Source organism: Rickettsiella endosymbiont of Litargus connexus, assembly GCF_964277335.1.
GTDB classification, from domain to species: Bacteria; Pseudomonadota; Gammaproteobacteria; order Diplorickettsiales; family Diplorickettsiaceae; genus Aquirickettsiella; species Aquirickettsiella isopodorum.
In genome coordinates this window covers 557328-581703 of sequence record NZ_OZ195516.1, presented here as the reverse complement: position 1 = coordinate 581703, position 24376 = coordinate 557328, and the positions used below count along the sequence as shown (strand labels likewise).

General features: G+C 38.3%; 22 protein-coding genes. 2 read left to right on the top strand and 20 right to left on the bottom strand.

Translation table 11 applies throughout. From position 1 onward, the window contains the following. Positions 1–20 precede the first annotated feature (20 nt). From ACICP9_RS02570 to ACICP9_RS02560, 3 genes are all read right to left on the bottom strand, one after another. The gene (locus tag ACICP9_RS02570; protein ID WP_395498602.1) at positions 21–2450 is read right to left on the bottom strand and encodes a hypothetical protein; all 2430 of its coding nucleotides are present in this window, start codon (positions 2448–2450) and stop codon (positions 21–23) included. A gap of 160 nt (positions 2451–2610) precedes the next feature. Next, positions 2611–3981: a glutamate--tRNA ligase gene (gene gltX, locus ACICP9_RS02565; RefSeq protein ID WP_395498600.1), complete on the bottom strand. Its 1371-nt coding sequence runs from the start codon at positions 3979–3981 to the stop codon at positions 2611–2613. A 143-nt stretch (positions 3982–4124) separates the two neighbouring features. Beyond that, the gene (locus ACICP9_RS02560; protein WP_395498598.1) at positions 4125–4751 is read right to left on the bottom strand and encodes an L-threonylcarbamoyladenylate synthase; all 627 of its coding nucleotides are present in this window, start codon (positions 4749–4751) and stop codon (positions 4125–4127) included. Between the two features lie 198 nt (positions 4752–4949). Between ACICP9_RS02560 and ACICP9_RS02555 the strand changes: the two genes are divergently transcribed. Continuing rightward, on the top strand, positions 4950–5489 hold the full coding sequence (locus ACICP9_RS02555; protein ID WP_395498908.1) for a septation protein A: 540 nt from the start codon (positions 4950–4952) through the stop codon (positions 5487–5489). Further along, positions 5486–5764, top strand: a complete 279-nt coding sequence (locus tag ACICP9_RS02550) for a BolA family protein (protein WP_395498596.1) — start codon at positions 5486–5488, stop codon at positions 5762–5764. The genes ACICP9_RS02555 and ACICP9_RS02550 overlap by 4 nt, the downstream gene beginning before the upstream one ends. Positions 5765–5767: 3 nt before the next feature. Here ACICP9_RS02550 and ACICP9_RS02545 read toward each other — a convergent pair whose 3' ends face one another. The 17 genes from ACICP9_RS02545 to icmQ form a co-directional block, all read right to left on the bottom strand. After that, positions 5768–6895: a methyltransferase domain-containing protein gene (locus ACICP9_RS02545; protein WP_395498594.1), complete on the bottom strand. Its 1128-nt coding sequence runs from the start codon at positions 6893–6895 to the stop codon at positions 5768–5770. A 286-nt stretch (positions 6896–7181) separates the two neighbouring features. Further along, entirely contained in the window at positions 7182–8126 is a 945-nt protein-coding gene (locus ACICP9_RS02540; protein ID WP_395498592.1) for a hypothetical protein, read from the bottom strand. Positions 8127–8128: 2 nt separating this feature from the next. Then, positions 8129–9076 carry a hypothetical protein gene (locus tag ACICP9_RS02535; protein WP_395498590.1) on the bottom strand — a complete coding sequence of 316 codons (948 nt, stop codon included), beginning with the start codon at positions 9074–9076 and terminating at the stop codon, positions 8129–8131. Between the two features lie 100 nt (positions 9077–9176). After that, positions 9177–12200, bottom strand: a complete 3024-nt coding sequence (locus tag ACICP9_RS02530) for a type IV secretion protein IcmB (RefSeq protein WP_395498588.1) — start codon at positions 12198–12200, stop codon at positions 9177–9179. Positions 12201–12210: 10 nt separating this feature from the next. Beyond that, positions 12211–12807, bottom strand: coding sequence for a type IVB secretion system protein IcmJDotN (gene icmJ, locus ACICP9_RS02525; RefSeq protein WP_395498586.1), 597 nt, complete (start codon positions 12805–12807; stop codon positions 12211–12213). A 3-nt stretch (positions 12808–12810) separates the two neighbouring features. Next, positions 12811–13224: a type IV secretion protein IcmD gene (locus ACICP9_RS02520; protein ID WP_395498584.1), complete on the bottom strand. Its 414-nt coding sequence runs from the start codon at positions 13222–13224 to the stop codon at positions 12811–12813. A gap of 148 nt (positions 13225–13372) precedes the next feature. Continuing rightward, positions 13373–13720 carry a type IV secretion protein IcmD gene (locus ACICP9_RS02515; RefSeq protein WP_245756778.1) on the bottom strand — a complete coding sequence of 116 codons (348 nt, stop codon included), beginning with the start codon at positions 13718–13720 and terminating at the stop codon, positions 13373–13375. Between the two features lie 115 nt (positions 13721–13835). Continuing rightward, complete coding sequence (locus ACICP9_RS02510) at positions 13836–14453, bottom strand: hypothetical protein (RefSeq protein ID WP_071662365.1); 618 nt, start codon at positions 14451–14453, stop codon at positions 13836–13838. A gap of 6 nt (positions 14454–14459) precedes the next feature. Continuing rightward, positions 14460–15167, bottom strand: a complete 708-nt coding sequence (locus ACICP9_RS02505; protein ID WP_395498582.1) for a hypothetical protein — start codon at positions 15165–15167, stop codon at positions 14460–14462. 55 nt (positions 15168–15222) lie between these two features. After that, entirely contained in the window at positions 15223–17538 is a 2316-nt protein-coding gene (locus ACICP9_RS02500; RefSeq protein WP_395498580.1) for a TrbI/VirB10 family protein, read from the bottom strand. Positions 17539–17546: 8 nt separating this feature from the next. Next, a complete protein-coding gene (locus ACICP9_RS02495; protein ID WP_395498578.1) occupies positions 17547–18503 on the bottom strand; it encodes a DotH/IcmK family type IV secretion protein in 957 nt (318 codons plus the stop codon). A 5-nt stretch (positions 18504–18508) separates the two neighbouring features. Further along, positions 18509–19147: a type IVB secretion system apparatus protein IcmL/DotI gene (locus ACICP9_RS02490; RefSeq protein WP_071662369.1), complete on the bottom strand. Its 639-nt coding sequence runs from the start codon at positions 19145–19147 to the stop codon at positions 18509–18511. Positions 19148–19180: 33 nt separating this feature from the next. Continuing rightward, positions 19181–19408 carry a type IV secretion protein IcmL gene (locus ACICP9_RS02485; RefSeq protein ID WP_395498576.1) on the bottom strand — a complete coding sequence of 76 codons (228 nt, stop codon included), beginning with the start codon at positions 19406–19408 and terminating at the stop codon, positions 19181–19183. A gap of 165 nt (positions 19409–19573) precedes the next feature. After that, the gene (locus tag ACICP9_RS02480) at positions 19574–20095 is read right to left on the bottom strand and encodes an OmpA family protein (protein ID WP_395498574.1); all 522 of its coding nucleotides are present in this window, start codon (positions 20093–20095) and stop codon (positions 19574–19576) included. Between the two features lie 12 nt (positions 20096–20107). Next, positions 20108–22471 (bottom strand): TraM recognition domain-containing protein, encoded by a 2364-nt coding sequence (locus tag ACICP9_RS02475; RefSeq protein ID WP_395498572.1) that lies wholly within the window; start codon positions 22469–22471, stop codon positions 20108–20110. Between the two features lie 73 nt (positions 22472–22544). Continuing rightward, positions 22545–23672: a type IVB secretion system coupling complex protein DotM/IcmP gene (gene icmP / locus ACICP9_RS02470; RefSeq protein WP_395498570.1), complete on the bottom strand. Its 1128-nt coding sequence runs from the start codon at positions 23670–23672 to the stop codon at positions 22545–22547. Positions 23673–23792: 120 nt separating this feature from the next. Next, entirely contained in the window at positions 23793–24362 is a 570-nt protein-coding gene (icmQ, locus tag ACICP9_RS02465) for a Dot/Icm secretion system protein IcmQ (protein WP_395498568.1), read from the bottom strand. Between the last annotated feature and the right edge of the window lie 14 nt (positions 24363–24376).

Sequence of the window (24376 nt, the reverse complement as noted above, 5' to 3'; positions counted from 1 at the left end):
AGCTAAGTAAAAATAAGCTTTTATCCGTTAGATTGTACAAAGGTGATTTTACTCAATTGAATTTCTTCACTGGTATTTAAAGTCTTCTCAACGAACGAGTGCTGCTGTTTTTTACACCAGAAACTTGAAGAGGAATAGAGACTTTTTCCCAGTTGATAGGTTTCTTCTCCCACTTTAAAACAGAATCCTTGAACAAACTGTAAGAATAATGCTGGTAATAGCTTGCTATTTTCTGAAAGAAATAAACTAGGATTCCATAACAAGGTCCAGATCATCATCTGCACTAAAAAACACAGTATTTTATTGTGGATCTTTTCAGCAAGCTTTCGAGTCAGCGGTTGTCCAATAGCCACGCTTAGATAATTTACCGAAAAATAAGTAAAAATTCGGGCAATTTTTTGTTCTATTTCTACGGTTTGATCAAAAAATACGTTGTTAAAGCCCGCACTCACCACAGCAAAGAGGAAAGGTTTCAATCCATACTGGATATAGGCGGGAAGTAAAGGATAGTTACTTCTGTGAGCTAAACTGACATTATCAAGACAAGCCGAAGTAAATCCAGCTAATAATGAATGTAATAATAAAGGTAGGCCTTTTTTCACTTGTGAGGTAAATTCTTCACTAGAATAAGAAACTAAAGCAGTTTCCTGTGAACCTGTTAAATCTTTATCTGAATAAACCAGAAAATTCCTTTTAGATAGCGCACTAGAATTAAAGAAAGGAAATTCTGTAGACAATGTCTGAGTTTGACTCAAACAGACTTTAATATCATTTAAATAGATCATCGGTGGTTCATGTCCATTAGGGAAAATACTGAGGTAGTTATTACATAGATTGACCTGCTGACGTGACCAAGCCACAAATGCCTGAACATTAGAAGCGTTATCGATGAATGTATCCATCTCTGTATAGAAGCTACGCTTATCCTTCTTCTGTAGGAAACAGACTAAGGTTTTAAATAAGTCAGGCTTCTCATTCACTAAGTACGCAACCCATTTTAAGGCGTTAAAATAAAAAGGGTATTGACGTGCTTTAAAAAGTTCAAATATAAAGGTATCGTTTACAAAATTTCTTAAGTCATAAATATTCTTTTCAGAACAGATGCCGCTAGAATATAACTCAGCCATCCCTTCGACCAATGTCAAATCGATCTCTCGATTTTGGACATACAAAGCATATAAATGGTGAACATATCCATGCTTTAGAGCGGGAGGATCGAGCGTGTAAGTATAGGTCGAACCTAATAAAGGACCGGTTTGGCTTCGGTTTTCAAACGGAAAGTAAGTGGCCAAGGTACCGAATTTTTCAGAAGGAATATCGCGCTCGAAAAGAAATTTATCTATCAAGAAGTTTTTTTCAGAGTCAGCCAAATGTAAACGATATTGACTGGCATTATAGTTAGGTTTAAATCCAAATTTTTCCATCCAAAGAACAAACGGCTCTACCGCTCTCATAGCGACACATAAGCGATCGAGATCGACTTTAGAACAGTTATTATTTCTAATATCTATCAAAAAACCAGGCAGTCGATCGATTGAACAGCGATAGTTATCTTTAAAACGAACATAATCAGATTTACATTGCGATCGATAATTTTTACTTTTACATAACTCAGTAAGCTGGGTCGAGTTAGGGTAACTTCGCGCAAGATACGATTTATATACAATAAACTGTAAAAAATTTTTTTCGACATAGCGTTTAAACTGATTATAAATAAACTTGCGAGCATCCTGAAGAAACTGATTGATCATCGCTTGATTGACTATAACCTTCCTTACCCGACTTACTTTCAACGTATGAGCCAGCATACCCAATGTATCGAATAGCTCCATAGCCGCCAGCTCATTTGAATCAATCTGCGCTTTATCCAGTGAATAGGCCAAATCGCTAATCGTTCGTATTAAGACAGGATAGTTTTTAATAAAAGTTATCGATTGAAAACTTAATAGTAAGGTATGGCGAAATTGTGATAAAAGCTCTAGTGAGTTAAACGGTCTTTGAGAAATTTTTTGAAAATCATTTGTCCAAAGGCTAATCTCAGGTTTTTTAAATAAATCGCGATACTTAGGTTCGAGCATTAGCGATAACAGTTGAAGATAATGGATCACGACGTTTTCTTGCTTACTATTAAAACGAGGTTCTACGCTTATTTTATCCAAAATCCCAGCAGTAATTTGACTGAACTCTCTTAGAACCCCCTTATGCCATGGCTTAGTTTCTGCTAGTTTTCTTAGAAATCTAAAAAATAGAGTCGTTTCCGGAGGGTTATCAAAAAAATTAACCGATGTAATTTGTTGGTTAAATGAACTTAAAATCATTGCTAAACCAATAGGATTTATAGAAAAATAATCAGGCCATTTTTCCTCATTCAATAACAAAATTTTTAAACTAGGAGAAATAGGCCAAGAAGAAAAATTTGGCTTAATAGGCATTAAATCCATAACTTGCATATAAATCCCTTTATACTTTTCATTTATTTATTTAACTTTAATCTAAAATTAGTTTACAATAAAATTTTACAAAAAAATACAAAAAATTAAGTTGGCAGTTAATTAATAAATGATTTTTAATTTTAAAAAATTATTGAGATCCCAATCTAAATTTTTGGGATCAATTTAAGACGCGGTCTAAGCGGACTAAAACTTCTTCTTTACCTAATACGCGTAAAGTCGCATTAATAGGTGGTGATACACTCCCTCCTGTCACAACATAGCGCAAAGGCTGAGCCACTTTACCCATTTTCAATGAAAGTTCAGCGCCTGTTTCAATTAATACACTATGTATCGATTCATCTGTCCAAACGCTAAGTGATTGAAACCGATCGCGGAGAATTTTTAATAACACTAACCTGTCGGCTGAGAGAGTCTTTTTTTCTATAGTGGGTGATAAATAAAAATAACGGCTTTTTTCAGCCATTTCATTTAAGGTTTTAACTCGTTCGCGTTGTAACCTAACCACATCCGTTAAATCCGGACCGGTATCGCTCGGTATGTTTAAACGCTGACATTCCTTTGCTAATAACTCAGCGATTTTTTTTACATCATCGGTTTTTAAATAATGTTGGTTTAACCAAATTAATTTATCTGGATTAATCGCCGCTGGTGCTTTATTTAAATGGTTCAAGTCAAAATACGCTATCATTTCGGCACGGGAGAAAATTTCTTGATCGCCATGCGACCAACCTAGTTTAACCAAATAATTTAACACTGCGTCCGCTAAATACCCTTCATCTCGATATTGTAAAATATTAGACGCACCGGTTCTTTTAGAAAGTTTTTTTCCATCGCCGCCTAGGATCATCGGTAAATGGGCATACACTGGCAAACTAGCCTCTAAAGCCAGTAATATATTGATTTGTCTCGGTGTATTATTCAAATGATCATCGCCGCGAATGACATGAGTAATCTGCATATCACTGTCATCGACGACTACGGTAAAATTATAGGTCGGTGAACCATCACTGCGAGCAATAATTAAATCATCTAATTCACTATTTTGAAAAATAACTTGACCGTGCACTTGATCATCAACGATCACTTCACCCTGTAACGGATTACGAAAACGCACTACATAACGTTGCTGAGGTAATATCGATGTTCTCTCTCGACAATAACCGTCGTAGCGTGGTTTTTGATGTTGGGCAAGTTGTTTTTCTCGTAATTCAGCTAAGCGTTCTTTAGAACAATAGCAACGATATGCCTTACCTTCATTGAGCAATTGTCTTAAAACTTCTTGATAACGGGCTAAACGTTGACTTTGAAAGATGGGACCCTCGTCATAATCTAATCCTAGCCATTCCAAACCTTGTAAAATAACATCAGTTGCCGCCACTGTGGATCGTTCGGTGTCAGTATCTTCAATGCGTAAAATAAATTCACCTTGTTGTTTTTTTGCGAATAACCAAGAATATAATGCCGTTCTAACGCCGCCGATATGCAAATAACCGGTAGGACTGGGTGCAAAACGAGTACGAACTTTCATAAATTAGCCTTTATTTTTATACTCACCCTCATTGGATTTTTAACAAGTGCCGAAACCATGCCGCGATCTCCATCGTTACCTATCCATAAGGAATGCGAATTGAACGGTAACGCAAACAAAAATTCAAGTGCGAAGAGTATATATCAAATAGATTGAAACGGTTTAATATCGCCTCCACCACAGCGAATAATTTCGGGTGTATGGGTGGATAAATCAATGACGGTTGTTGGCTCTAGACCACAAAAACCTCCATCAATCACTAAGTCAACGCGTTTGCCTAAAATATCACAGATGGCTTCGGGTTCTAATAAAGGTAAATCAGAACCCGGTAAAATCAAGGTCGTACTCACTAAGGGTTGATCATTCATTTCCAATAGCGCATGCACTATTTTATTGTCCGGAATTCTTATACCGATCGTTTTACGTTTGACATTGACTAAATAGCGTGGCACATGAGAGGTTACGGGCAATAAAAAAGTGTAAGGACCTGGCGTGTTGGTTTTTATTAAACGAAAAATAGGATTTTCTAACTGAGCAAAGACTGCCATTTCTGAAATATCACGGCACAATAAGGTCAGGTAGTGTTGGTCTTTCAACTGACGTATCTGCCTAATCCGTTGTATCCCCTTTTTATTACCTAATTGGCAACCTAAGGCATAAGCTGAGTCGGTAGGATAGACAATCACGCCTTCTTTCATCAAGCTATTGGCTGCTAGCCGTATCAAATGCAACTGAGGATTTTCTGGGTGGATCTTGAGAAACTGGCTCACATTACTAACCCTTTCCTAAACAAATCAGACTATTATACATACGCTTCGCACTTGAATTTTTATCGATGTTGCCGATCAATTCGCTATTCTCACGTAAAATATTGTACACACACAGACTGCTGCATGGCCGAAGCACTTGACAGAAACCTAATTACTATGAGTATACTAGGGTGTATCGACTCTCTATTACTTCACCCAATGCGCCTACTTTTCGATTTTTTGCCTATAGTTGCCTTCTTTATCGCTTATAAGTTTTTTGGCATCTATGTCGCAACCGCAGCCGCTATTATTATCAGTTTGTTACAAGTAATCAGTTACTGGATTAAGCACCGTACCGTACCTAGTATACAACTTATTAGCTTAATCCTCATCCTCTTATTTGGGGGTGGAACTTTGTTATTGCATAATGAATTATTCATTAAATGGAAGCCTACTGTTCTTTACTGGCTACTCGCCTGTGGCGCATTAGTGACACAATATTTTGGCAAAAAACCTTTAATGCAGCATCTATTAGAAACAAATATTGTCTTACCCGCTCACCTTTGGTTCTCTTTAAACAGAAATTGGATCATCTTTTTCACCTTAATGGGCAGCATTAATTTATGGGTTGCCTATACTTTTGATACGAACACCTGGGTCAATTTTAAGTTATTTGGCTTGTTGGGAATTACTTTTCTCTTTATACTCGTGCAAGCAATTTATTTAGCGCGTTATATTCGATCCGATGAAAAAACATGAAAAATAATAGTCCGACACTTGATACATCCACCACAATTCGTAAAAAACTCTATCAATCACTCGCACCTACATTTTTAGATGTCATTGACGAAGGCGATCAGCACATAGGCCATGCGAACGAAGGCGCCGGCCATTTTTCAGTACGAATCTCCTCACCTTTATTTAAAAACAAACCCTTAGTTGAATGTCATCGGCTGGTTTATGCCGCATTGGGTGATACCATGCGTACCGAAATCCATGCTTTAAAAATAGATATCACCACGTCTGAGTCATAATGTTCACAGTTGTAATGTTCTAAAATTATGATTTAATAACGCCTGATCATTATTTGGTTTATTTAAATTTAAAATCGCACTAAACCTATCCGGGTATGTTATGACTGTCTCATTTAGATACTGAGTAGAAAAAGAGCATAGCTTACCCACATCACAAAAATTCTTAGGCTTAAATTGAATAAAATTTTCATGGAGCTCAGTTTCGTTACTACAAATATCTAATTCATCTTTTGTTTGAAATGTTATTAATAAGGGGCAATTAGTTTTAATTAAACGGGGAAATATTTTATCGACTATTTTACAAAAAGTACGCTGCCTATTGTTGTGATCTGTAAAATCAGGATTACGCAAAATTCCCAAGTCAATTGGCTCAAGAGCTACTTTATTAGTTATTTCATCGAGATTAGAAGCATCTGCACAGATAAATTTTACATTTTTGAAATCCCTATATCGATTTTTGTTATCCTCAATTACATTCCTGTTATTGTCTATACCAATGTAATTAACTTTTTTATTTTGATATTGAAAGTACATGATCAGTGGTATTATTTCTGTAGAGATACCACACGCTAAACTCAGAATGGTAAACGTATTTTGATGATTGTTTTCTGGCGGAAAAAACTCGGATAGTTTTAATGAGCTTATAATAAAATGAAAAGCAGTTGCTGATGCCAATTCGCCCTCAAGTTCCTCAGATGAGGTAATTTTCGCGCATTCTATCTTTAATAGTTCGTTTACTAATGTAAAATAGCAAGAAATTTTTTCTCTTAAGTCTTGGGGCAAAGTAGATCGATCCACATTAACATGCAAATCTTGTAAAAAATCATGCGGTATCTTTCCACATTTATTTTTTATAAGGTGACTCGCGCCCGATTGGATTAACAAGCGAATAGTTTCATTATATGCTTCAGAATAGCCACCATGGTTTTCTTTCGCATTTAAACAGGCCCAATGCAACGCGGTATTCCCATTGGAACTTTTAGCATTCATATTAAAGCATGAATTTTTTTTATTTTTATTTTTATTTAAAATTTCTTGAACCGCATTAAACTCCCCATCCGCTGCATATCTACGTAATAGGTATTCTTCATTATTTTTTAAATCCTTTTTTTTTAAATTATTTTTAAACACACTTTACCTTCCTTTGTTTTTTTATAAAATTAACAATATTTCATAGTTACTTAAAATTTTTATCGTGATAGAAATGGTTCCGCTATTAATAACAATTATATATTCTCAAGATAATTGTAATTGCATCACTTTAAACCGTCAACTTCAAATATTACGATTACAGCTTTCTTTATAAAGAAAGAAAATTTTCTTTTTTATTTTCATTTAAAAACAATTAAATTTTAACGATTATTTTTTTAAAAATTAATTTATATATCAAAGGTGAAAATAGTTTGGATGGTAGTAATTAAAGTGTATACATTATTTGCTGTGTCGCTAACATCAACTTATTTTCGTCAAATTGATTTTCCCTGTTACCTTCTTCTTGATAAAAACGATAAAGATTTTTTTTATATCTTGCCGAAATAAAAATCGGTTTATTTTTAACTTCGGCACCCACGATTAATCTCAACAAATCGTCATAGTCCATTTTATTGGTGTTAAGAAATAAAAGCGTCTTCAATGGGTGATATTCTGGAAGATTTAAATAATTCAAGCACGCTCTAGCGGAACGAGTCTGACCATTATTTAATCCATAGCGATTCATTAAACTGACAGCAATAAAATTTTTTAATAAATTCTTTATATGATCGCTACTTATTTCTAGTTGTCGTTCTTTCGCATTCAATTGTTGTAAACTTAACATGATCGTTTGTTTCTGCGATTTATTCGCTCGCCATCCCATATGCCGGATGACGGTTTGCATAAAACATTTCGCAAGATTAAACAATAGCATGTTTTTTTCTTTTTGGATGTCGACAAACTGTTGTTGCAGTTGGGTCAATTCTTTTTCTGACGCTTGTTTAATCGTCTTTTTTTCATATATTAAGCTCTGTATTTGCTCTTCTAAATGGTGTAATCGAGTAATCGTTTTGTCTTCAGCCTGTTGTTTTTCATGAGATAAAGCTAGCTGTTCGTGGTAAGTTTCTAAACCTTCGATGGCATTGATCTTCTGGTTCATTCTCACTTTGTATTGAGGGATTTCTTGGAAATAATGATCAAATAATTGATCAAAGTCTTGTTGCTTTGCCCCACCCGATGAATTCAGAATATGTTTAATAAAAGCAAGGATTTTTTTTCTGCTTAGTAAACTTAGCAAACATTTACATTTTTCAAAGTTAGTTTTAATTAAATTAAAAGTTTCTTCTGTGATAAAGTTCCAAAGGCTATCATAATAAGTAAAAGGAAGCACACTTAAACCTCGATAATCTTTTTGATAAATTTCTGGTAAGGGTGGTTTTTTGCCAAAAAAATCTCCTCCCGACGCGCTATAACACTATCACTTACGCGTAAATCATGTTCACCGCCGTATTGATCCGGTTTTCCTGGAGCGGATTGTTCTATACCGAGCAATAAACCAGATGACTTCTGTGTTTCACCTTGATAAAAGTTAATATATAAATGCCCATGTTCGCCATTATTCTGGATCATCTTTTTTGAAGCAAAATGTTGATTGCCTACACCACCCAACGCTAAATCGAAACCATAATGTTCCGCTATATCTAATTTATTTGATGTATGTTCCTGCATAAACTCCGAACAGGATGTCATTAAGCCTGTGACGGAATTGTACGCAAAGTTAATCGTGGCTTGTCCGATATTAATTTTTTCTTCTTTTAAACACTTATAGATAAAGGGATTGGTGGTGTTGTCATTATTATCAATCCTTTCTGCTTCTGTTAAGACGCTAATACCGTGTGTTGCTGCATAACGCCAGCTATTCTTATCAATAATCAGCCAATCCATTATTTGGCGTGCTAGTTCACTAGGAAATTCAATTAATACTCGACTACCATGTAATAAAATAGCGGCTATGGGAAAATGCGTTAACGTCGTGTTGGTTTTGAAATAGTTGTTTAACGTATCAAAGGGGTAAAAACATTGATCTGAGCTGTGCCGATAACAAACTTGACCAAAAAATAAAAGCAGCATACTTTTTAATAACCTATCCGCTTTTAGTTTATCTTGCTCGGATAAGCCATAGTCAACAATCGCTAAACTCATGAATTCAATATCGCGCTTAAATTGGTTATCTAAGCTATCATTTCCAAAACGGATATGATTGAGTGCTTCATGTCTCAATTGAGTAATTTCACCTTCTTGTAAAATTACAAAACTATCATCCTGGTTTTCCTTAGTCATAGCAGCTCACCTCCTTTTTATTAATATTTTATTGAGTTAAACGTTATTTTCGGGTGCTTAGTCACTAAAAAAATTTCTATTAAGCTCTAAGCAGCCTCATTTAAGTCACCACCACTGAGGATAACTCTGGATCTTTACGATAATTAAGCAGGATTTCCTCTGCAATTTGCTCAATAATTCCTAGGCTAGAATCTTCAGTAATGACACCGTAATCCTCTTTTATGGCAGCTAAACGTCTTTCGACCAATTTTTTAATACTCCCATTGGGAAATAAACGGGCTAATATACGTCGCGCTTCTACCGGCCCCAAATTATGATAAAGCCGATTACGTAAACTTACGTCTTCTACCGTCGTACTAAACGCCCATAATTCGATAGGACCTAGCGTTAATGTTAACAATTGGGTATTCATCCCTTCTTTTGTCGCAAATTGCGCTAAGAAGGTAGCGCCGCCTTCACGTGGACCATGCACACGTGTTCGCAATGCAATTTTAGCGGTAGGGGACAAACCAAAGGTTTCTACTGATTTCTCAATGGATTGTGCAGGACCGGCATCCATAATATAAATCGACGTGGCGAACTCTACCATCACTTCATCAAAATCATCTAGGGATTGAGAAAGTAAAGCAATCTGGACATTCCATTTGCGGCCTTCACGCATATCCACGATCACTTGATCACGAACGGCTTTTGCTTTTGAGGTCCGATGAAATTCATCAAAGACTATACGCTTAGGGTCATCGCGCAATTCTGCAATACGTTGTTTGTGGTAGTCACGATATTGGCTGGCAATATCATTTAAATTTTCTTCACTCAAATAATAATTTCGCGCGAGTATATAACGTGCCAGCATATACATAACAGCGGTTTGTCTATCTGCTGCATCACCACCGCTTTTTGCCACCTCATCCAAATCTAATGAGACTATCCTTGCTTCACCCAAATCAAAACGCGTCACGCGTGATAAAATCGGATATTCTCGAATCGCACTGGAAATCATCCGTGCAAAGGCATTAATTAAACTTTCGCCAGTCGGCGCGGTTATTTTCCCATACAAATCTTCTATGATAGGCGTGCGACATATAGCGGCTGCATCGGCAAGTAAAGGCATTGCATAGCGTTGTGCCAACATAGCTTCATGTGGAAAACCTGAAATAAACAACGCATCCGTCACTTCCCACCAAGTCGTACGCTGATCCGCAATAAAACCCATTTCCTCTAGAATTCCATCCACTAAGGGTTCAATACCCGAAGTATACGGATAAGGCAGCCCCTCATCAGAAAGACTTTTGTAAAGTTCATCGATAACCAAACCCGCCATATCAGAAATAGCATCGTAAGGTTTAACTGCACCTAACGGCGTAGTTAATAAAGTTAAAAAATTAACTAAAAAGCTACGCTCTTGTGGTGTTGGGTAACGACAACCCAATTGCGTATCAAATGGATTAATCGAATAATCCGCTGTCATGCGCAAACGGTGATACGCCACCCAATGTCGATTCGCCACCGGTAATGCTTCGCGTAATAAAGAAATCAACCCGCTACTTGAAGGGCCGATATCAATAATGGCAATACGTGGTAAACGTTGTAAACCACCCGCCAAACAAAGCGCTAAATTTAATGTATTGGATAGTACTGATTTTCCTGAGCCAGGACGCGCGTAAATCAGATCGATCCAGGTGGTTTGTTCACTTGAACCGGGCTGAAATGGCCAAGGCTTACCATCAGGACTCCGAAATAATTGGGCACCCGTCTTCCATGGCGACGCTGGTCGTGTAATTGGTAACATATAAACGACCTGAGAAAAAGGCAGTATGGTTGGTGTGGCAACACTTTCTGCGGATATACCTAGCAGCGTTGAAGCAAGTCCACCAAAGGGATCACCAGAAACTTCAGAGACATCACAGGAACCCCAACCTTCGATGGCTTTAGCTAATTCTGCCGCGCGAGTACGTAATAAACCTATTTGTCCCTCGGGCGCCCAGGTGCATGCCGCTACGCGTAATCTCACTACCGCATCATCCGTATTAATCGCCACATATTGCAACAAATTATTGGCATCACTCAGCAAGCGATTTTGCGCCGAAGAAAAACTCAATATAGAAGCCAATGTCGATCGTAATTTAATAGTACGTAAGCCATCACTTTCTACAAAGAAAGAAATCCGCCATGGAATTCTTGCAGATAAAGTACGTTGCAATAAGGCATTGAAAGTTTTTATCTCCTTGGGTAAAAGATCAATAAACACACAAGAATAAATTTTATCGCCAAAGCGTACGGTCCTTAAATCTAAATTCTCGGCATCACGGGGTAATACTTGGCGTGCTAAAGAGGGCCATAAAATATCAGAAATCGTATTGCGTGATCGATCATATTCTTTCAGTGATATTTTATCGCCTGGTAATGAGGGGCGCCAATTTTTATCGGTAAAAGCAGGATCAGCTACTGAGCGAATCGCATGCAGTGCATCATGGACTTCTAATAAATTGGCCGCAATATTTAAATCCGCTAAATCATGGCGTATCGAACGGATAAATGCATCATGCGTATCACGCAAATCGGGTATGGCCGCAATGACATTTTGCGTCAACGTGGAAGGAGGAATTTTTTTTTCGCGAATAAATTTTAATTTATCTTTAGTCGAGCGCTGATGTTGTTCCGTGGTTAAGCTAGTCGGTCGTGTCCAACAAACAAAATAAACACTTTCAGAGGCACAATGCTTCGCGAGAAAATTAACTCGTTCAGCAAATAAATCATTTAACTCTAAATTTAATCGTTGACTGGTTTGCTTCCCTGGTTCTAAAATTTCTTTTATTAGGTCAGAAACAACTTGTCTATCATATTGAAATAAAACCTGCAGCGCATGACCCGAACGTGAAAGCGCAATTTGCAACGTTTGTGTTAACCCTTCGTGCAAACGCTGAAATTCAGTCGTTCCTATGAGTTGTGTCACACCTAAAATCTGAATGACCGAAATAAGCGAGCCATCATGGGCAACGAGCACACTAGGACTATCGGCAGTTTCTAAATCGCAATAGGACTCCACTGTCTGCTTAAGTGATGTACTCAACCAGGCAAGGAAAGAATCTATTCCATCTAAAAATGAATTTAGAAATTTAGCCATGCAAATTTTTTTATTGTAAAATAGTTGTTATTGAACGTGACCAATCTGTACTTTGATACCTAAATCCTGCTCGTGAAGGTAATAAGCGAATAGCGCTAAAAATTTTCTTGTCTAGTAAACTCTTATTTTCTGACTCAATGATAAGTTGGCCGAAAACAGCCGGTTCCTGCAATTGCACACCCCATTCGTCTTCTATCACTTGAGCACGTAACTTTAAATTTCGATACGCATTTTGCGCTGTCTCTTTATACTTGGTTTCATTATTCATTGCTGTAAACAATAAATGACAAAAACCATTTAAATGATTTTGCGATACTTCGGGTAAATAAATTAAAATGCCTCCACCATACGTTTCGACCGATTCTAAAAAAAAGCATTGTGTGCATAAACTACAAGCGGTTACTAAATTAGACATTTTATTGTTATGATAATTTTGATCCAAGTTAATTATTTCTTGATGTTTTTTTGATTGTAAACCACAAAATTGACAAGTGAACTCATCACGTTGCCAAATTTTTTGAGTAAATTCCTCAAAGCGCCGATCTAATTTACGTTGCATAAAAAGACGCCAGCCATGTGGATTTACATTTAATTTAATGGGATACATCGTTTAGGGCCCCGGCAACCCAGTCGTACCCGAAATTCCAGCTGCACCACTGGTCCCGCCAAAAATCGTATAACCGGCAATAATAAAGATATGGGGTAAAAAAATTAAAGCGGACCCCACAAATAATAAAGCAATCGGTGTTCCTATTGGAATTTGCGTAGGATTATCTTTATGTGCTTTAAACTTCAGCATCGAAGCCATAACAAAACCGATCCCAGCCATATACGCACCTGCGGTAATCAGCTTGGCTAAACCTTCAAATGATTTTGTAATCGTTAAGGCCATATCCCCTAATGTCATCACGCCATCGGCTTTACTCACTGCTGCATAACCTAAGGTAGTCAACATCACCGTTACTACGGATAGAGAGCGCTGGACACTTAACTTTTTAAGCAAAACCATTTTTTTATTTTTCATGCATTTTTAAATCCTTAAATCATTCACCTACTTTAAAACACTAAATGGTAACTTTAGCATGACCTATTTCGAAGTAATTTCTGAATAGATTCTTCGGCCTTGAATTTTTGTCTACGTTGCTGCTTAACTCTCAAGCTTCATATAATTATTATAAACTTCCTGAAAGCCCTGTCGTACCACTAACACCCCCTGCGCCACTGGTTCCACCAAAAATCGTGTACCCGGCAATACGGAATATATTCGGAAGGAAGATTAATGCGGCACCAATAAACAATAAAGCAATCGGTGTTCCAATAGGGATTTGTGTAGGATTATCTTTATGTGCTTTAAACTTCAGCATCGAAGCCATACAAAAACCAATACCCGCCATATAAGCCCCTGCCGTAATCAATTTAGCAAGTTGACCAAAAGAACCCGTAATCGTGCTAGCCACCTTGCCTAAATTATCATCTGTATCCGCAGCTAACGCTAAACTGGTATAAAAATAGACGCTCATCCACAAGGGCAATTGAGCTAAACTAGATACGCTGCATCGAATCCGCTTAGCTTTTAGGAATTTATTTTTCATTTTACATTCTCCAAACATTCTCTATTTATAATAATGATCCACTCTAACTTATACCAAAACTGGCTTGTAACATTTCCTTTGTACCTTCGATATTAATTGCTAAAAGCCCAGCAACAATATGTGTAACCGCTTTGCCCATCGTACTCCTCCCATTAGGATTAGATACATGGGTAAGACTCACCCAGCCTTTTATAAACGAGATAGTACCTATTAATTGAATAAAGCGCAAAACTGCCTGTGAGGCTAAAAACGTTGATAGACTACTCGCTGGCTCATAACTCATTGGATCCGTCACGCTGGTGGTCGCAAAAGTCGTTAACAGCATACTTTTAAAAGCAGTGGGTGCATACAGCAGTGCCGTGCCCGCAAAGAAGACCATCATAGTCGCTTTAAAGTTAGTTTGCACAGACATCATGGTGCGTAAATCACCGTAAACCTTTAATTGATATACTCCGCGAAAAATAAAAGCGATGCCCATCAAATAAGCCAGCGCGGTAATAAGACGGTAAATATTAGGAAATTGATTCGACACGGTGAGCAACATACTTTCAACATGAGCATAATGCACCCCACTGCAACCACTTAGAAACAAACAAGCTAGCAAGAATAAAGCAGGTCTCCAGGATTTCTTGATAAGATTGTTGTCACGGAATAAGTGCATGATTAATTACCTATCATCTGGGTTATAACCAATGATGGCTCCAGAACTCAAAGTAATAATTCCCTGATTAGGATCTATTGCGGTTATAACACCATATCCGGCTAATTTATCTCCCCTACCTAAAGTAAGCGTTGAACCATCCTGTAAGGTTAACCACACACGACCCGGTATGATTGCACGCACATAATAAATGGGTTTAGGTGCTAATTTTTTTCTTTCGCTTAGTTTAGTTTTAGCTTTTTGCTGTTTTTGAAAAAAAGCTTCTTGTTGAGTCCGTAATAGTTGAGATTGTTCATTCATATCGATTAATCGCACATTGAGATCCGCTAAAGTTGATTTAATATCGCTTAATTCCGAATCAAAATCTTGGACATGCGATTGTAACTCACGCTGTTCTTTTTCAATATGATTAAACCGATTATCGAGCGCCATGTTAGCTTGCACGGCGGCTGGGATCGGCACAGCGGAATTTTGTACTTTTGCGACCGTTTTAGGTTTCGATACAGCCTGCCTATGAATTAATTTATCCACTATTTTATAAATACCTAAACTTGTAAAAATAATAAATATAATTAAAAAAATATGATGACGTTGGGTCTTTTCCAAAATAGCTGATGCTGGATCTTTACTTGTTGTACCCGAAAAATGTGGCGCTGATTCTGTTGAATCCTGAAGCTTATATTCTTCATCAGAATTATAATTTTTCTTATCCATTATCCCCTCATTTTACTGTGAATAGTTGTCTGTAAGTCTGTATTAAGCATAAAAATTAACTCGTCGGTAATGCCGGTAAATCAGAAAGAAATAATATACCCACCGGTGTTCCTGAAAAAACTTTCACTGTCGGCGGCGTATTGAATAGGCTCCTTAATGCTGACGCATATTGCTGGCCCACTTGACCTAAACCAACAAAAGCTCTCTCACGTGGTGATAAATTAATTGGTTGATTAGTCGGGTTAATAACTACCGCACCGGCATACGTGTTACCATAATCTAAAAAGGATTGACCATAACCTTGGAGAAAAGCAGAAGCAAATAAAGTCCCATAACGTAACCAATAGTGATTATTGGTATCGCTGGATAAAGCCGTACGTGCGGTATTCTCATCAATAGCAACGGTATTAATTGGAACACTTTCGGATAATTTGGGGAGGGTTAAGGTATTAAAGGAAAGTAAAACCTTTTGACCTTGATTGCTTAATGCACCCATTAAACGGGCGCCTTTAAATTTGCCTTGTACAATCTCTGCAAGTACCGGTCCTGGCTCATCACTATTGACTGCCGTCAATAGCACGGCATACATAATAGTCCCTGCTTTTACGGCCGGCGCTTTGGCGTTTGCTTCAGGTCCAGACAATGTGCTCGCTAAACCATTCCCCAGTCGATTTAACTCCGGCATTCCTGCTACATATTGCTGATTGGGCGAAGTCCAAGCCGCAAAAAGCTGACTTGCTTGGGTACTCATCGAAGTTTGCATTTGTTGTTGTAATTGATCGGCTTTTTGGGCTGAAATTTGTTGCGCTTGTCTATCTAAAATGCTCCGTAATTCTGGATTAGGATTACTCGCCGTGTCAGAGAGTAAACTAACAGCAGCATGGGTTGCTGTCTCATTATTGTTTGTTACTGACGCCGTATTTCTGTGGGGTGGTGTAATACTACCAATAGGATTACTTTGTGAATCGCGCACAACTCCACCTGCGCCTAATTTCCCTAAGGCTTTACCTTGTACGTCTCTAAGCAGGCCATCGTTACCTACACTTCCGACTAAATGGCCTTGACTATCATAAACAGGCGTACCGGGTGCAGTTGCGCCGAGTTTTCCTATAATTTCATCATGTAATCCGCGTACCAAACCATCACTATCTAACTTACCAATCACCTTTCCCTGTGTATTACGAACTTCAGCATCACTATCAAGCGTCCCTATTAATTTACCCTGATGATCATAAACAGGTGTACCTGGAATAGCATGTCTTTTTTCATGTGTTCCTTTTAAGTAAGCATGACCAATAATTTTACCGGCTGAATTACGCACAATTCCGTTTGCATCGACTTCACCCATCACATTTCCTGCGGCATCTCTTAACTTACCATCGGCACCAAGCGTACCCAGCAAATGACCTTCGGAATCATAAACAGGAGCACCTATCATGTTAACACCCGTTTTACCGATAATATCGCCCTGAGAATTACGAACAGTGCCATCCGCATCGACTTCACCAATAATATGACCGTTGGCATCTCTTAATTTACCATCGGCATCCACCGTACCGATCAGATGGCCTTTTTTATCATAGGCTGGAATAACAATGCTGGCTTTGGGAACAACCACTTTACCAATCACTGCCCCTTTTAGATTACGTACAATACCATCAGGGCCCACTATGCCTATCACACGACCTTTTGCATCCCTGACTTTTCCATCTCGATCTACCGTACCTATTAACCGACCCGCCAGATCATAAATAGGATCGCCCATCGCCGGGACTGCAGCACTACCGATAACCGTTCCATCTTCCGATCGGACTAAACCATCAGGACCTACTTGGCCGATAATTTGTCCATTCCTATCCCGTACCTTACCATCCATACCAAGATGACCAATAACTTTTCCTTGTGCGTTATAAATTAATGTTCCCGATTTTAATTGACTCGGTTGCAGAGATAAACTGGCCGCTGTCGACTGTATACCCGCACATGCCATATATTTTGCGCAAGCCTCACACGGTGAACTGACCATTGGGCAAGGTAAACCACCATTTTGATTAAACTGATTAGAGTCGAGTAAAGTGGGAATAGAACTCGCACCCGTTTTTTCAGCGATAGCCGCTTGTTCAAGATTTTGTTGGGCTTGCAAACGTTGGTAATCCGCGGGGGGTGATTGCTTTAATCCACCAGGAACTGATTCAATATTGGGGGACCCTTTCAGCTGTATCGAAGTATCTTCGACGGATGTTTTTTTATTCGTAAAATGCATAAATCCATATAAAAAACCAAATACAAGGATGCACGCTGTTACTAGAATAATGCTACGTGTACGGATATTTTTAAATAAATTGGCAATATTTTGCAATTGAAGTTTCATAAATTTTTTTAAAATCCTTCAACTTTTAATTGGATAGACTGTCCATCTTCAAAACCCAAAATAAGGGGTGTTTTGGGCATTTCATAGGCCTTCATGCCATCTGGACTCGACATCGTAGAAATCCAGGCGGGTGAAATTAAGGTTAAACGTGTTCGCAAATAAAGATGATCACCCGCCAACCAAGCTTGAGCAAGGCCTCCTGAAATTTTTAATGCGGTATTCCCTGGGGGTGGAACACCTTCTAAGATATTTAATAAGGCTGGATCAGCGCTTTGCGGTAGATTTCTTCCTAAGAGTGCTTTTGCATTAGGACCATTGCCGGGAACACGTAAATCAACTCGATAATCTACCGCTTTTTGACCCGAAATCAGTGTCACCATCACCGGTGTTTCTAAACCACGTAACTGTACCGCAAGATTTCCAACGTTATATAAGGAAGTCGCTTGTATCATCAACAAATTACTTTTTTTATCCCATTGGATATTAAATGCTTGTGGATTACCAATATCATAATTGTCCACAGGCCAGGATTGACCGGTTGAGTCAAGAAACGCGAGTGTCGTCACATAACCTTCGGCTAAACGGATTACCGTCGGTGTCGCACCAGGTTCTAACTTCACATATTGAGATGAAATAGTAGGCCGCGGTGGCGTGCCAGGTGTTGTAGCAGCAGCCGCTTGGGTTTGATTAAAAAGTCCTCTTAAGCGTTTTATTTGTTCCGGCGACATCGGTAACATCGTTTGCGCCATCGACCCAAATGCCGCTTTATTAAGGGATTGTATCGAAACAGACGCTTTATCGTTATCAGCACTTGCCTCTACTGAATTGCTAGCGGAAGGAGAATCTTGTTTAGCTGAATTTTCTGCCGCTGCAAACGACACCGCCGAAATGCTGATTAAGACTATCAGTGCTAAAAAGTTAAAAATAGTGCGAAACTTTCTTTTTTGATCAGTAAAAAAATACATACTTGTTAACCGGTTATTCCCCCGCCTCCCGATACAATAAATTGCGCAATACCGATACCACGTGGCGATGTTAACGTCGAAACTCGAACGATTAACATCGTGACTGTCACGGCTTGTTGAGAAAACTGACTGGCGCTTTGGAAAGTAATGAGCATCGGAATTTGCACTTTCCAAGTATAACGACCTGCTAATAAACCTTGTTCTAATATGACTGGAACACCTGTCGCCACGGCCGAGACAATTAATTTTTTACTAATCACGGCTTGCAAATTATTCGAACTTTTTATCGCCGAAAAAAACATTTGTTTTCCTTCTGGCGTAAAATAATCAGCCGCTTGTTGTAGCGCTTGTCGATAATTAACGAAGTTATAACTATAGGCTGCCGTTGCTGCGGTATTAGACCATTCCAATACGGCAGCATTGCTTAAATTCGGTTGCGAAAAAGGCACCAAAGGAACAACACGACCATCACTGCTGGTTGCAAAATAACGGGGTGCCGGCGGATGGGTCACGATATAAAATAAGGCGCCCGCTAAAATTAATATAACAAAAAAACTAAACATTAAAGCGGCGACAACTTTTCTATAATTATCCCGATAAAATTCGTTACGTAACTTAACGACTTGTAGGGCATCTTCTTTCATGGTCATCTCAATTTTAAAATTATTTTTATTAAATTAAGTACGCATATCGCTTGAGGATTCGAATGAAACTAAACGTGTTAACTTTCCGTCTTGAGAACTTGCATAAAAATCAGGCGTAGGAGAAAAGACAGCTAAATAAATGACTAGTGCACTTAATATCAAAATTATAAATAAAGTGAGTAACAGCGCACTACAAACACGGTTGTAATTATCCCGATAAAAACCTTTACGCGATTTAAGCAACTCAATTCGATTCCCCACTATGACCTCTTTTTGTCTAATTTGGTCTTATTTCAACGAACTATAACTCAATACTAGGCGAAAAAGCTAGTTTTAAATACATCATTTAATTTCCCAAAAAAAGGTTTTTTAGGGTTGTTTATCGTTTCATTTCCTAAATTTTATTAGCCCCCTCGCTTCTTTTTTTCACTCGCTATCTTCAGGACGCAAATGGCGCGTTCTAATCTCAGTTGACAAAATTTTCGGTTGATCGCCATCAAATCTCACTCCTCGCTCATCGCTTTGGTCTCCTCTATCCCAAGCTCGAGCGACAATAATTCGTACATTCAAACCCTGTTCTAATAGATAATTTTGGATAGTTATAGCTTGTTGTCTCGCTAAATCTGAGGTTTCATACTGTAAATCTCGTGTCGGATTAAATGTCAGCACATCAATTCCTAAATTTTTTCGTTGGTTGAGCAAGGTGACTAGTCGGTTTAATGTCGGATAAGCACTAACTTTTAATTTAGAAGTATTCTTAATGAAAAAACGGGAATTAGGGAGAGTTAATCGCAACTCATCTCCTACTTCAAGTCTACGCACACCTTCTTTGCTAATAGCATTTAATAAATTAGCCTGTTGCGCAGCTGGGCTTAGTGATTTTTTAGGCGTGCTCGTACAAGCTGAAAGCAACAAAAAAATAAATAATAAAAAAATTCGATTTTTCATACATTAACTCGACTATGCATCTGACTTTTCCTCACGGGAGACCCGTTCTTTCTTAATAGCTAACAACAATTTATTCACATCTTTAGCCAGCTCTGCTCCTGGTAATATAGGATGAAGTGCCGGTGGATAATGGGTTGCTAACGCCATATCTTGAACAATTTCCGCAGCGATACTATTGGCATGTTTTTCAAATTTACCGGATACTTTTTCTATCACCGCTACTAATTTTTGTGTTATCGATCGTTTTAAAAATGCCGCGTTAAATTGATCCGGATTATCCACCGTCATCAAACTCGCTAATTGCGGTGTGACGGTTAATGGGGTGAACACATTTAATTCATTGTCAGGTAATGTTTCTTCTGTCTCAATGACTGTTTCTTCTTTACTGGCCTCTATAGGTTGATCTAAAACTAATAAAGCAGGCACTGCTGCTTTAATAGGATTGAGTTCAGGATGTTCGGATAAGGTTTGTGCCAACCTAGTAATAATGGTTGATTCATCAAGTTTAGTCAGTGAAAATTGTGCTTTGTCTGTCACTTTCCGAAAGTTTTGTAGGCGTGATTGCAAATCTAACAAATAGCGATTAGTTGGCAGACCTACTTTTAAAAATTGATTCAGTCTCATGCGGGCCACTGGACGTGGATTCGCATAAAATAATCGTGCGCGAATAATCTTAGATTTAAATAAAATGTGTGCTTCTCCTTCACGCTGTTCTTTTAAATCAAGTAAATCGATACGTGCCCGCTTTTCTGAAGAAGCGCTACGTGTATCCGCATAATTATTCATCACACTTTCAGCGCGGGTTTGAAAAGCATCTACTTTAGTAACCCAAGCCTCGCCTGCACTTTTTGAAAAAAAGTCCCACGTTTCTAATGGATCTTCCAATTTCATACAAAGTTTAATATTACAGTTCGCCCCTATCGATGCCGCTTCTTCTTTAGACGCTTTTTGAAAAGCGGGCAAATCTTGTCCTGCAAAAACGATGGAAAACCCTAATGAACGGGCTTGAGCAGGAACGACAGCAAACCCAGGGACTGCGTAATAGCCATATTCATCGAGCACACACAAGTAAGGCGTTAAAGAGTTAGTAGGCTTACGCTCAATAATATCTCGGTAATCCCCTTCGACTTCCTCCCCTAAACCCGCGGCTAACATTGCTTTTAAAGAAGCAATGATCACTTTACCTAGATTAGATAATTCATCCGGTGATTTTTCAAAAGCAGGCAATAAGACCAACAGAATACGGCGATTGAGTACGACGTCTTTTAAATCCACTTCTGCCAAATTCGTTCGTAAAATATGGCCATAGGTATCGGCTAAGGAACCAAAAACACGCGTTAACTGCATGGTAATAAACCCATGTTGCTCCAAAACTTGTGAAACTTGTTTTCCTTTTTTGGATTTATCATAGCCAGGCAAGTTAATCAGATAATTAGTAATCGGTTCCAATACAACTTCAGGAACATCAATTAAGCTCAAAGGTTCTTGACCATCACGTGGAAATATTTTATCGATAACGATATTTTCTACTCGTGTTAACTCAAAATAATTACGTACCACATTAACATCTAATAGAATTCCACCTTGATCACGGATATAAACTAATAATTTCATTAACGCTTCAACAAATACGATGGCTCTACCTTTCCACATATCCCCATCCGGTGTATTACTACTCGCATCCATTAAGCTGACGACCAACTGAGATAACATACTCGAAGAGCCATTAGCAAAAGGATTCATCGTATTTGACAACCGTTTTTCTTGTGGCCCAACAATATCCCGCGCACCAGTCATAAAATTGACTACAAGAATATCGTCTTCACGACCCATGGAACGTGCCATCGAGAAAACTTTAGCAAATAAGCTGTTATCTCCTTTGCCATCCACGTAGATAAATCCACTGCCCTGTACCAATGCATTAAAGGCTAAGGATATTAACGCTTCAGTTTTACCACTTCCGGTAGAACCAAAGATCAAACAGTGCGTCCGCATGTCATCGTTGCTAAACCATAACTCTTCGCCGCTAGATATTTCATTACCAAACAAACAAATACCACGTGCTTTTTGTGGTTTATTCGATCCGGCTTTTAAATCATTATGGTCTAATTGATGTGAACGTTGTGGCATCCGAAAGGGTAAGCAGGTTTTACGTGTATACGCATAAAAAAACGACAGGATACCCAGTAGAAAGATAAGATCGGCAATTGCTGGAATAAAAAAAGCACCTGAAGCGAAACCTACTAATAAAATCGTAACGGCCTGAGGATTTTTGAAAAAATCGACAAAACGCTGAGAGAGCGTACGCGTATCTCGTAATAATCGACGCGGATCTTGTTCGTGTTTTTGTTCTAAACCACGTGCTATCGCTACCATACCTTACTCAACTCTAATATATTATTTGAAGCAAAGTTTTCTTAATCTATGTTTAACCTGATCCAAGAACATTTTACACGTCTTCAGCATCAGGAATATAAAGTATGTCTTTAATCGCGGCTTCCAAACCATTCACTGCTTCTTCTACCATAGGAACCATCAGTCTTCTACCCATCGCACGTTCAACATTCCAGTGTGCAAAGGGTCCGCTCACTTCTGAAAAAGCGGTTTGACGACCGACTGAATTTAACATAAACCACAATAATCGATCCGTGGGTTTTAGCCACAAAAAATCTGCACTCGCCAAAACACCTTCTTTTCTTGCTAGTTCTAACATCGAGGCCATGACTGTTAAAATATAAGCATGACTATACATCACGCATTGGACTGATTTATTATTTTTATGCTTTTCTAATAAGGCATCTACACCTGAAAAATCAAGCCGCCCGCTAGTTGTCGATTCTGCAATTTGTAATAATAATTTCAATGCGCCATCGCGATCACGATTGGCTCTGGCAGCAAAGACAGCAAACAATGCCTTAGTTGCTGGTTTTAAGTAGTGAATACCTTGCCAATACTCGCCACATTGCATGACAAATACGTGGTGCGCCGCCTCTCTTTTTATACTCACTGTCCGTTGATTATGTTTCTTTGCTGCCATAGTCATGGAGGAAATGATTTTTTCTTCGTGTAATAATTTATATTTTTTGGCAAATTGCATCGGTGATAATGCCATCGCCCAAGGACCTTTATCAATATCTTCCTTAACTAAATCAAGTTTAATGACCGGGGAAATTTGTGGCCAATTTTTCCTTTCTGCTGCTGCGAGCGTGCCCATATTATAAAGTTTTTTAAATTGTAGATTAATATGACTAAAATAAATAATTAACGCTAATGCGACGAGGATCACAATAATCGGATAACGTAAATAATTACCGACCTCACGGCTGATATCTAACAGTTGTGGAAAAGGTATTTGCGCGGGAATTAGATGGTGAATACTTACCGGAAGTTGTGCCATAGAAGGCAAGACGAATGCAATTAAACGCGACTCCCAAAATTTAATTTGTAGTATAAAAGCAACAATTTGAGTATGAAAAAAAGCCCAAAACAACCATCCTAAAAGAAAGACACATAAAATAATCCATAATGGAGCAAGTGAGTTATCTCCGGATTGCTGTTGTTGTGCGGGAGCGGCCATAATAATTATTTATTTTTTTGTATACTCTTCATAATTGAATTTATGCCTGTGCTGCCTCAACCCACAATCCTGTTCGCGACACTTGACAAACACTCAATTGCTGTGAATATTTTTTTACATTCAATTCTGTTTTACTAAAAAATTTCTAACCACTTTATATTCCCCGGTGGCATGCACTAAACGAATAATATTCTTTAATTGAATCGCCGATGCACGCAAGCTAACTAATTTGCGTCCTTCGCGATCGGTACGTACTTGTTCCGCTGTGTCATTTAGAATAGCATCACTATGCACTTTAACCACGGCGTAAGCATGATTTAAATTTCTATCATTTAAACGAATCGCTGCTCGAACGTCCGTTTCATTGTAATAAATGGGTCTTCCCATGGTATAATTTACTAAAGAGAAAACGACTTCTTGCCATTTGTTTATATTGTCACCTCGAGATTGATAAAGGGCAATATACACTTCGGTATGTTCAGCACTATTCGCTGCCAACAAATCCTTCGTAAGTTGCTCATGGTGCTGTTCTAGACCGACTCTAGTGACAAAATCATCGCGTAACTCTTCTAATTTTTTCTTAATCCCTTTTAAAAATAAATTAGCTTGCCATGGACCCGCCGCTATTCCTTCCTCTAATATTTTCTTTATTTCTAAAGCAGCTTGAATTTCTTGCTCAGTCTGAAGCATAAATTAAGCCCCTA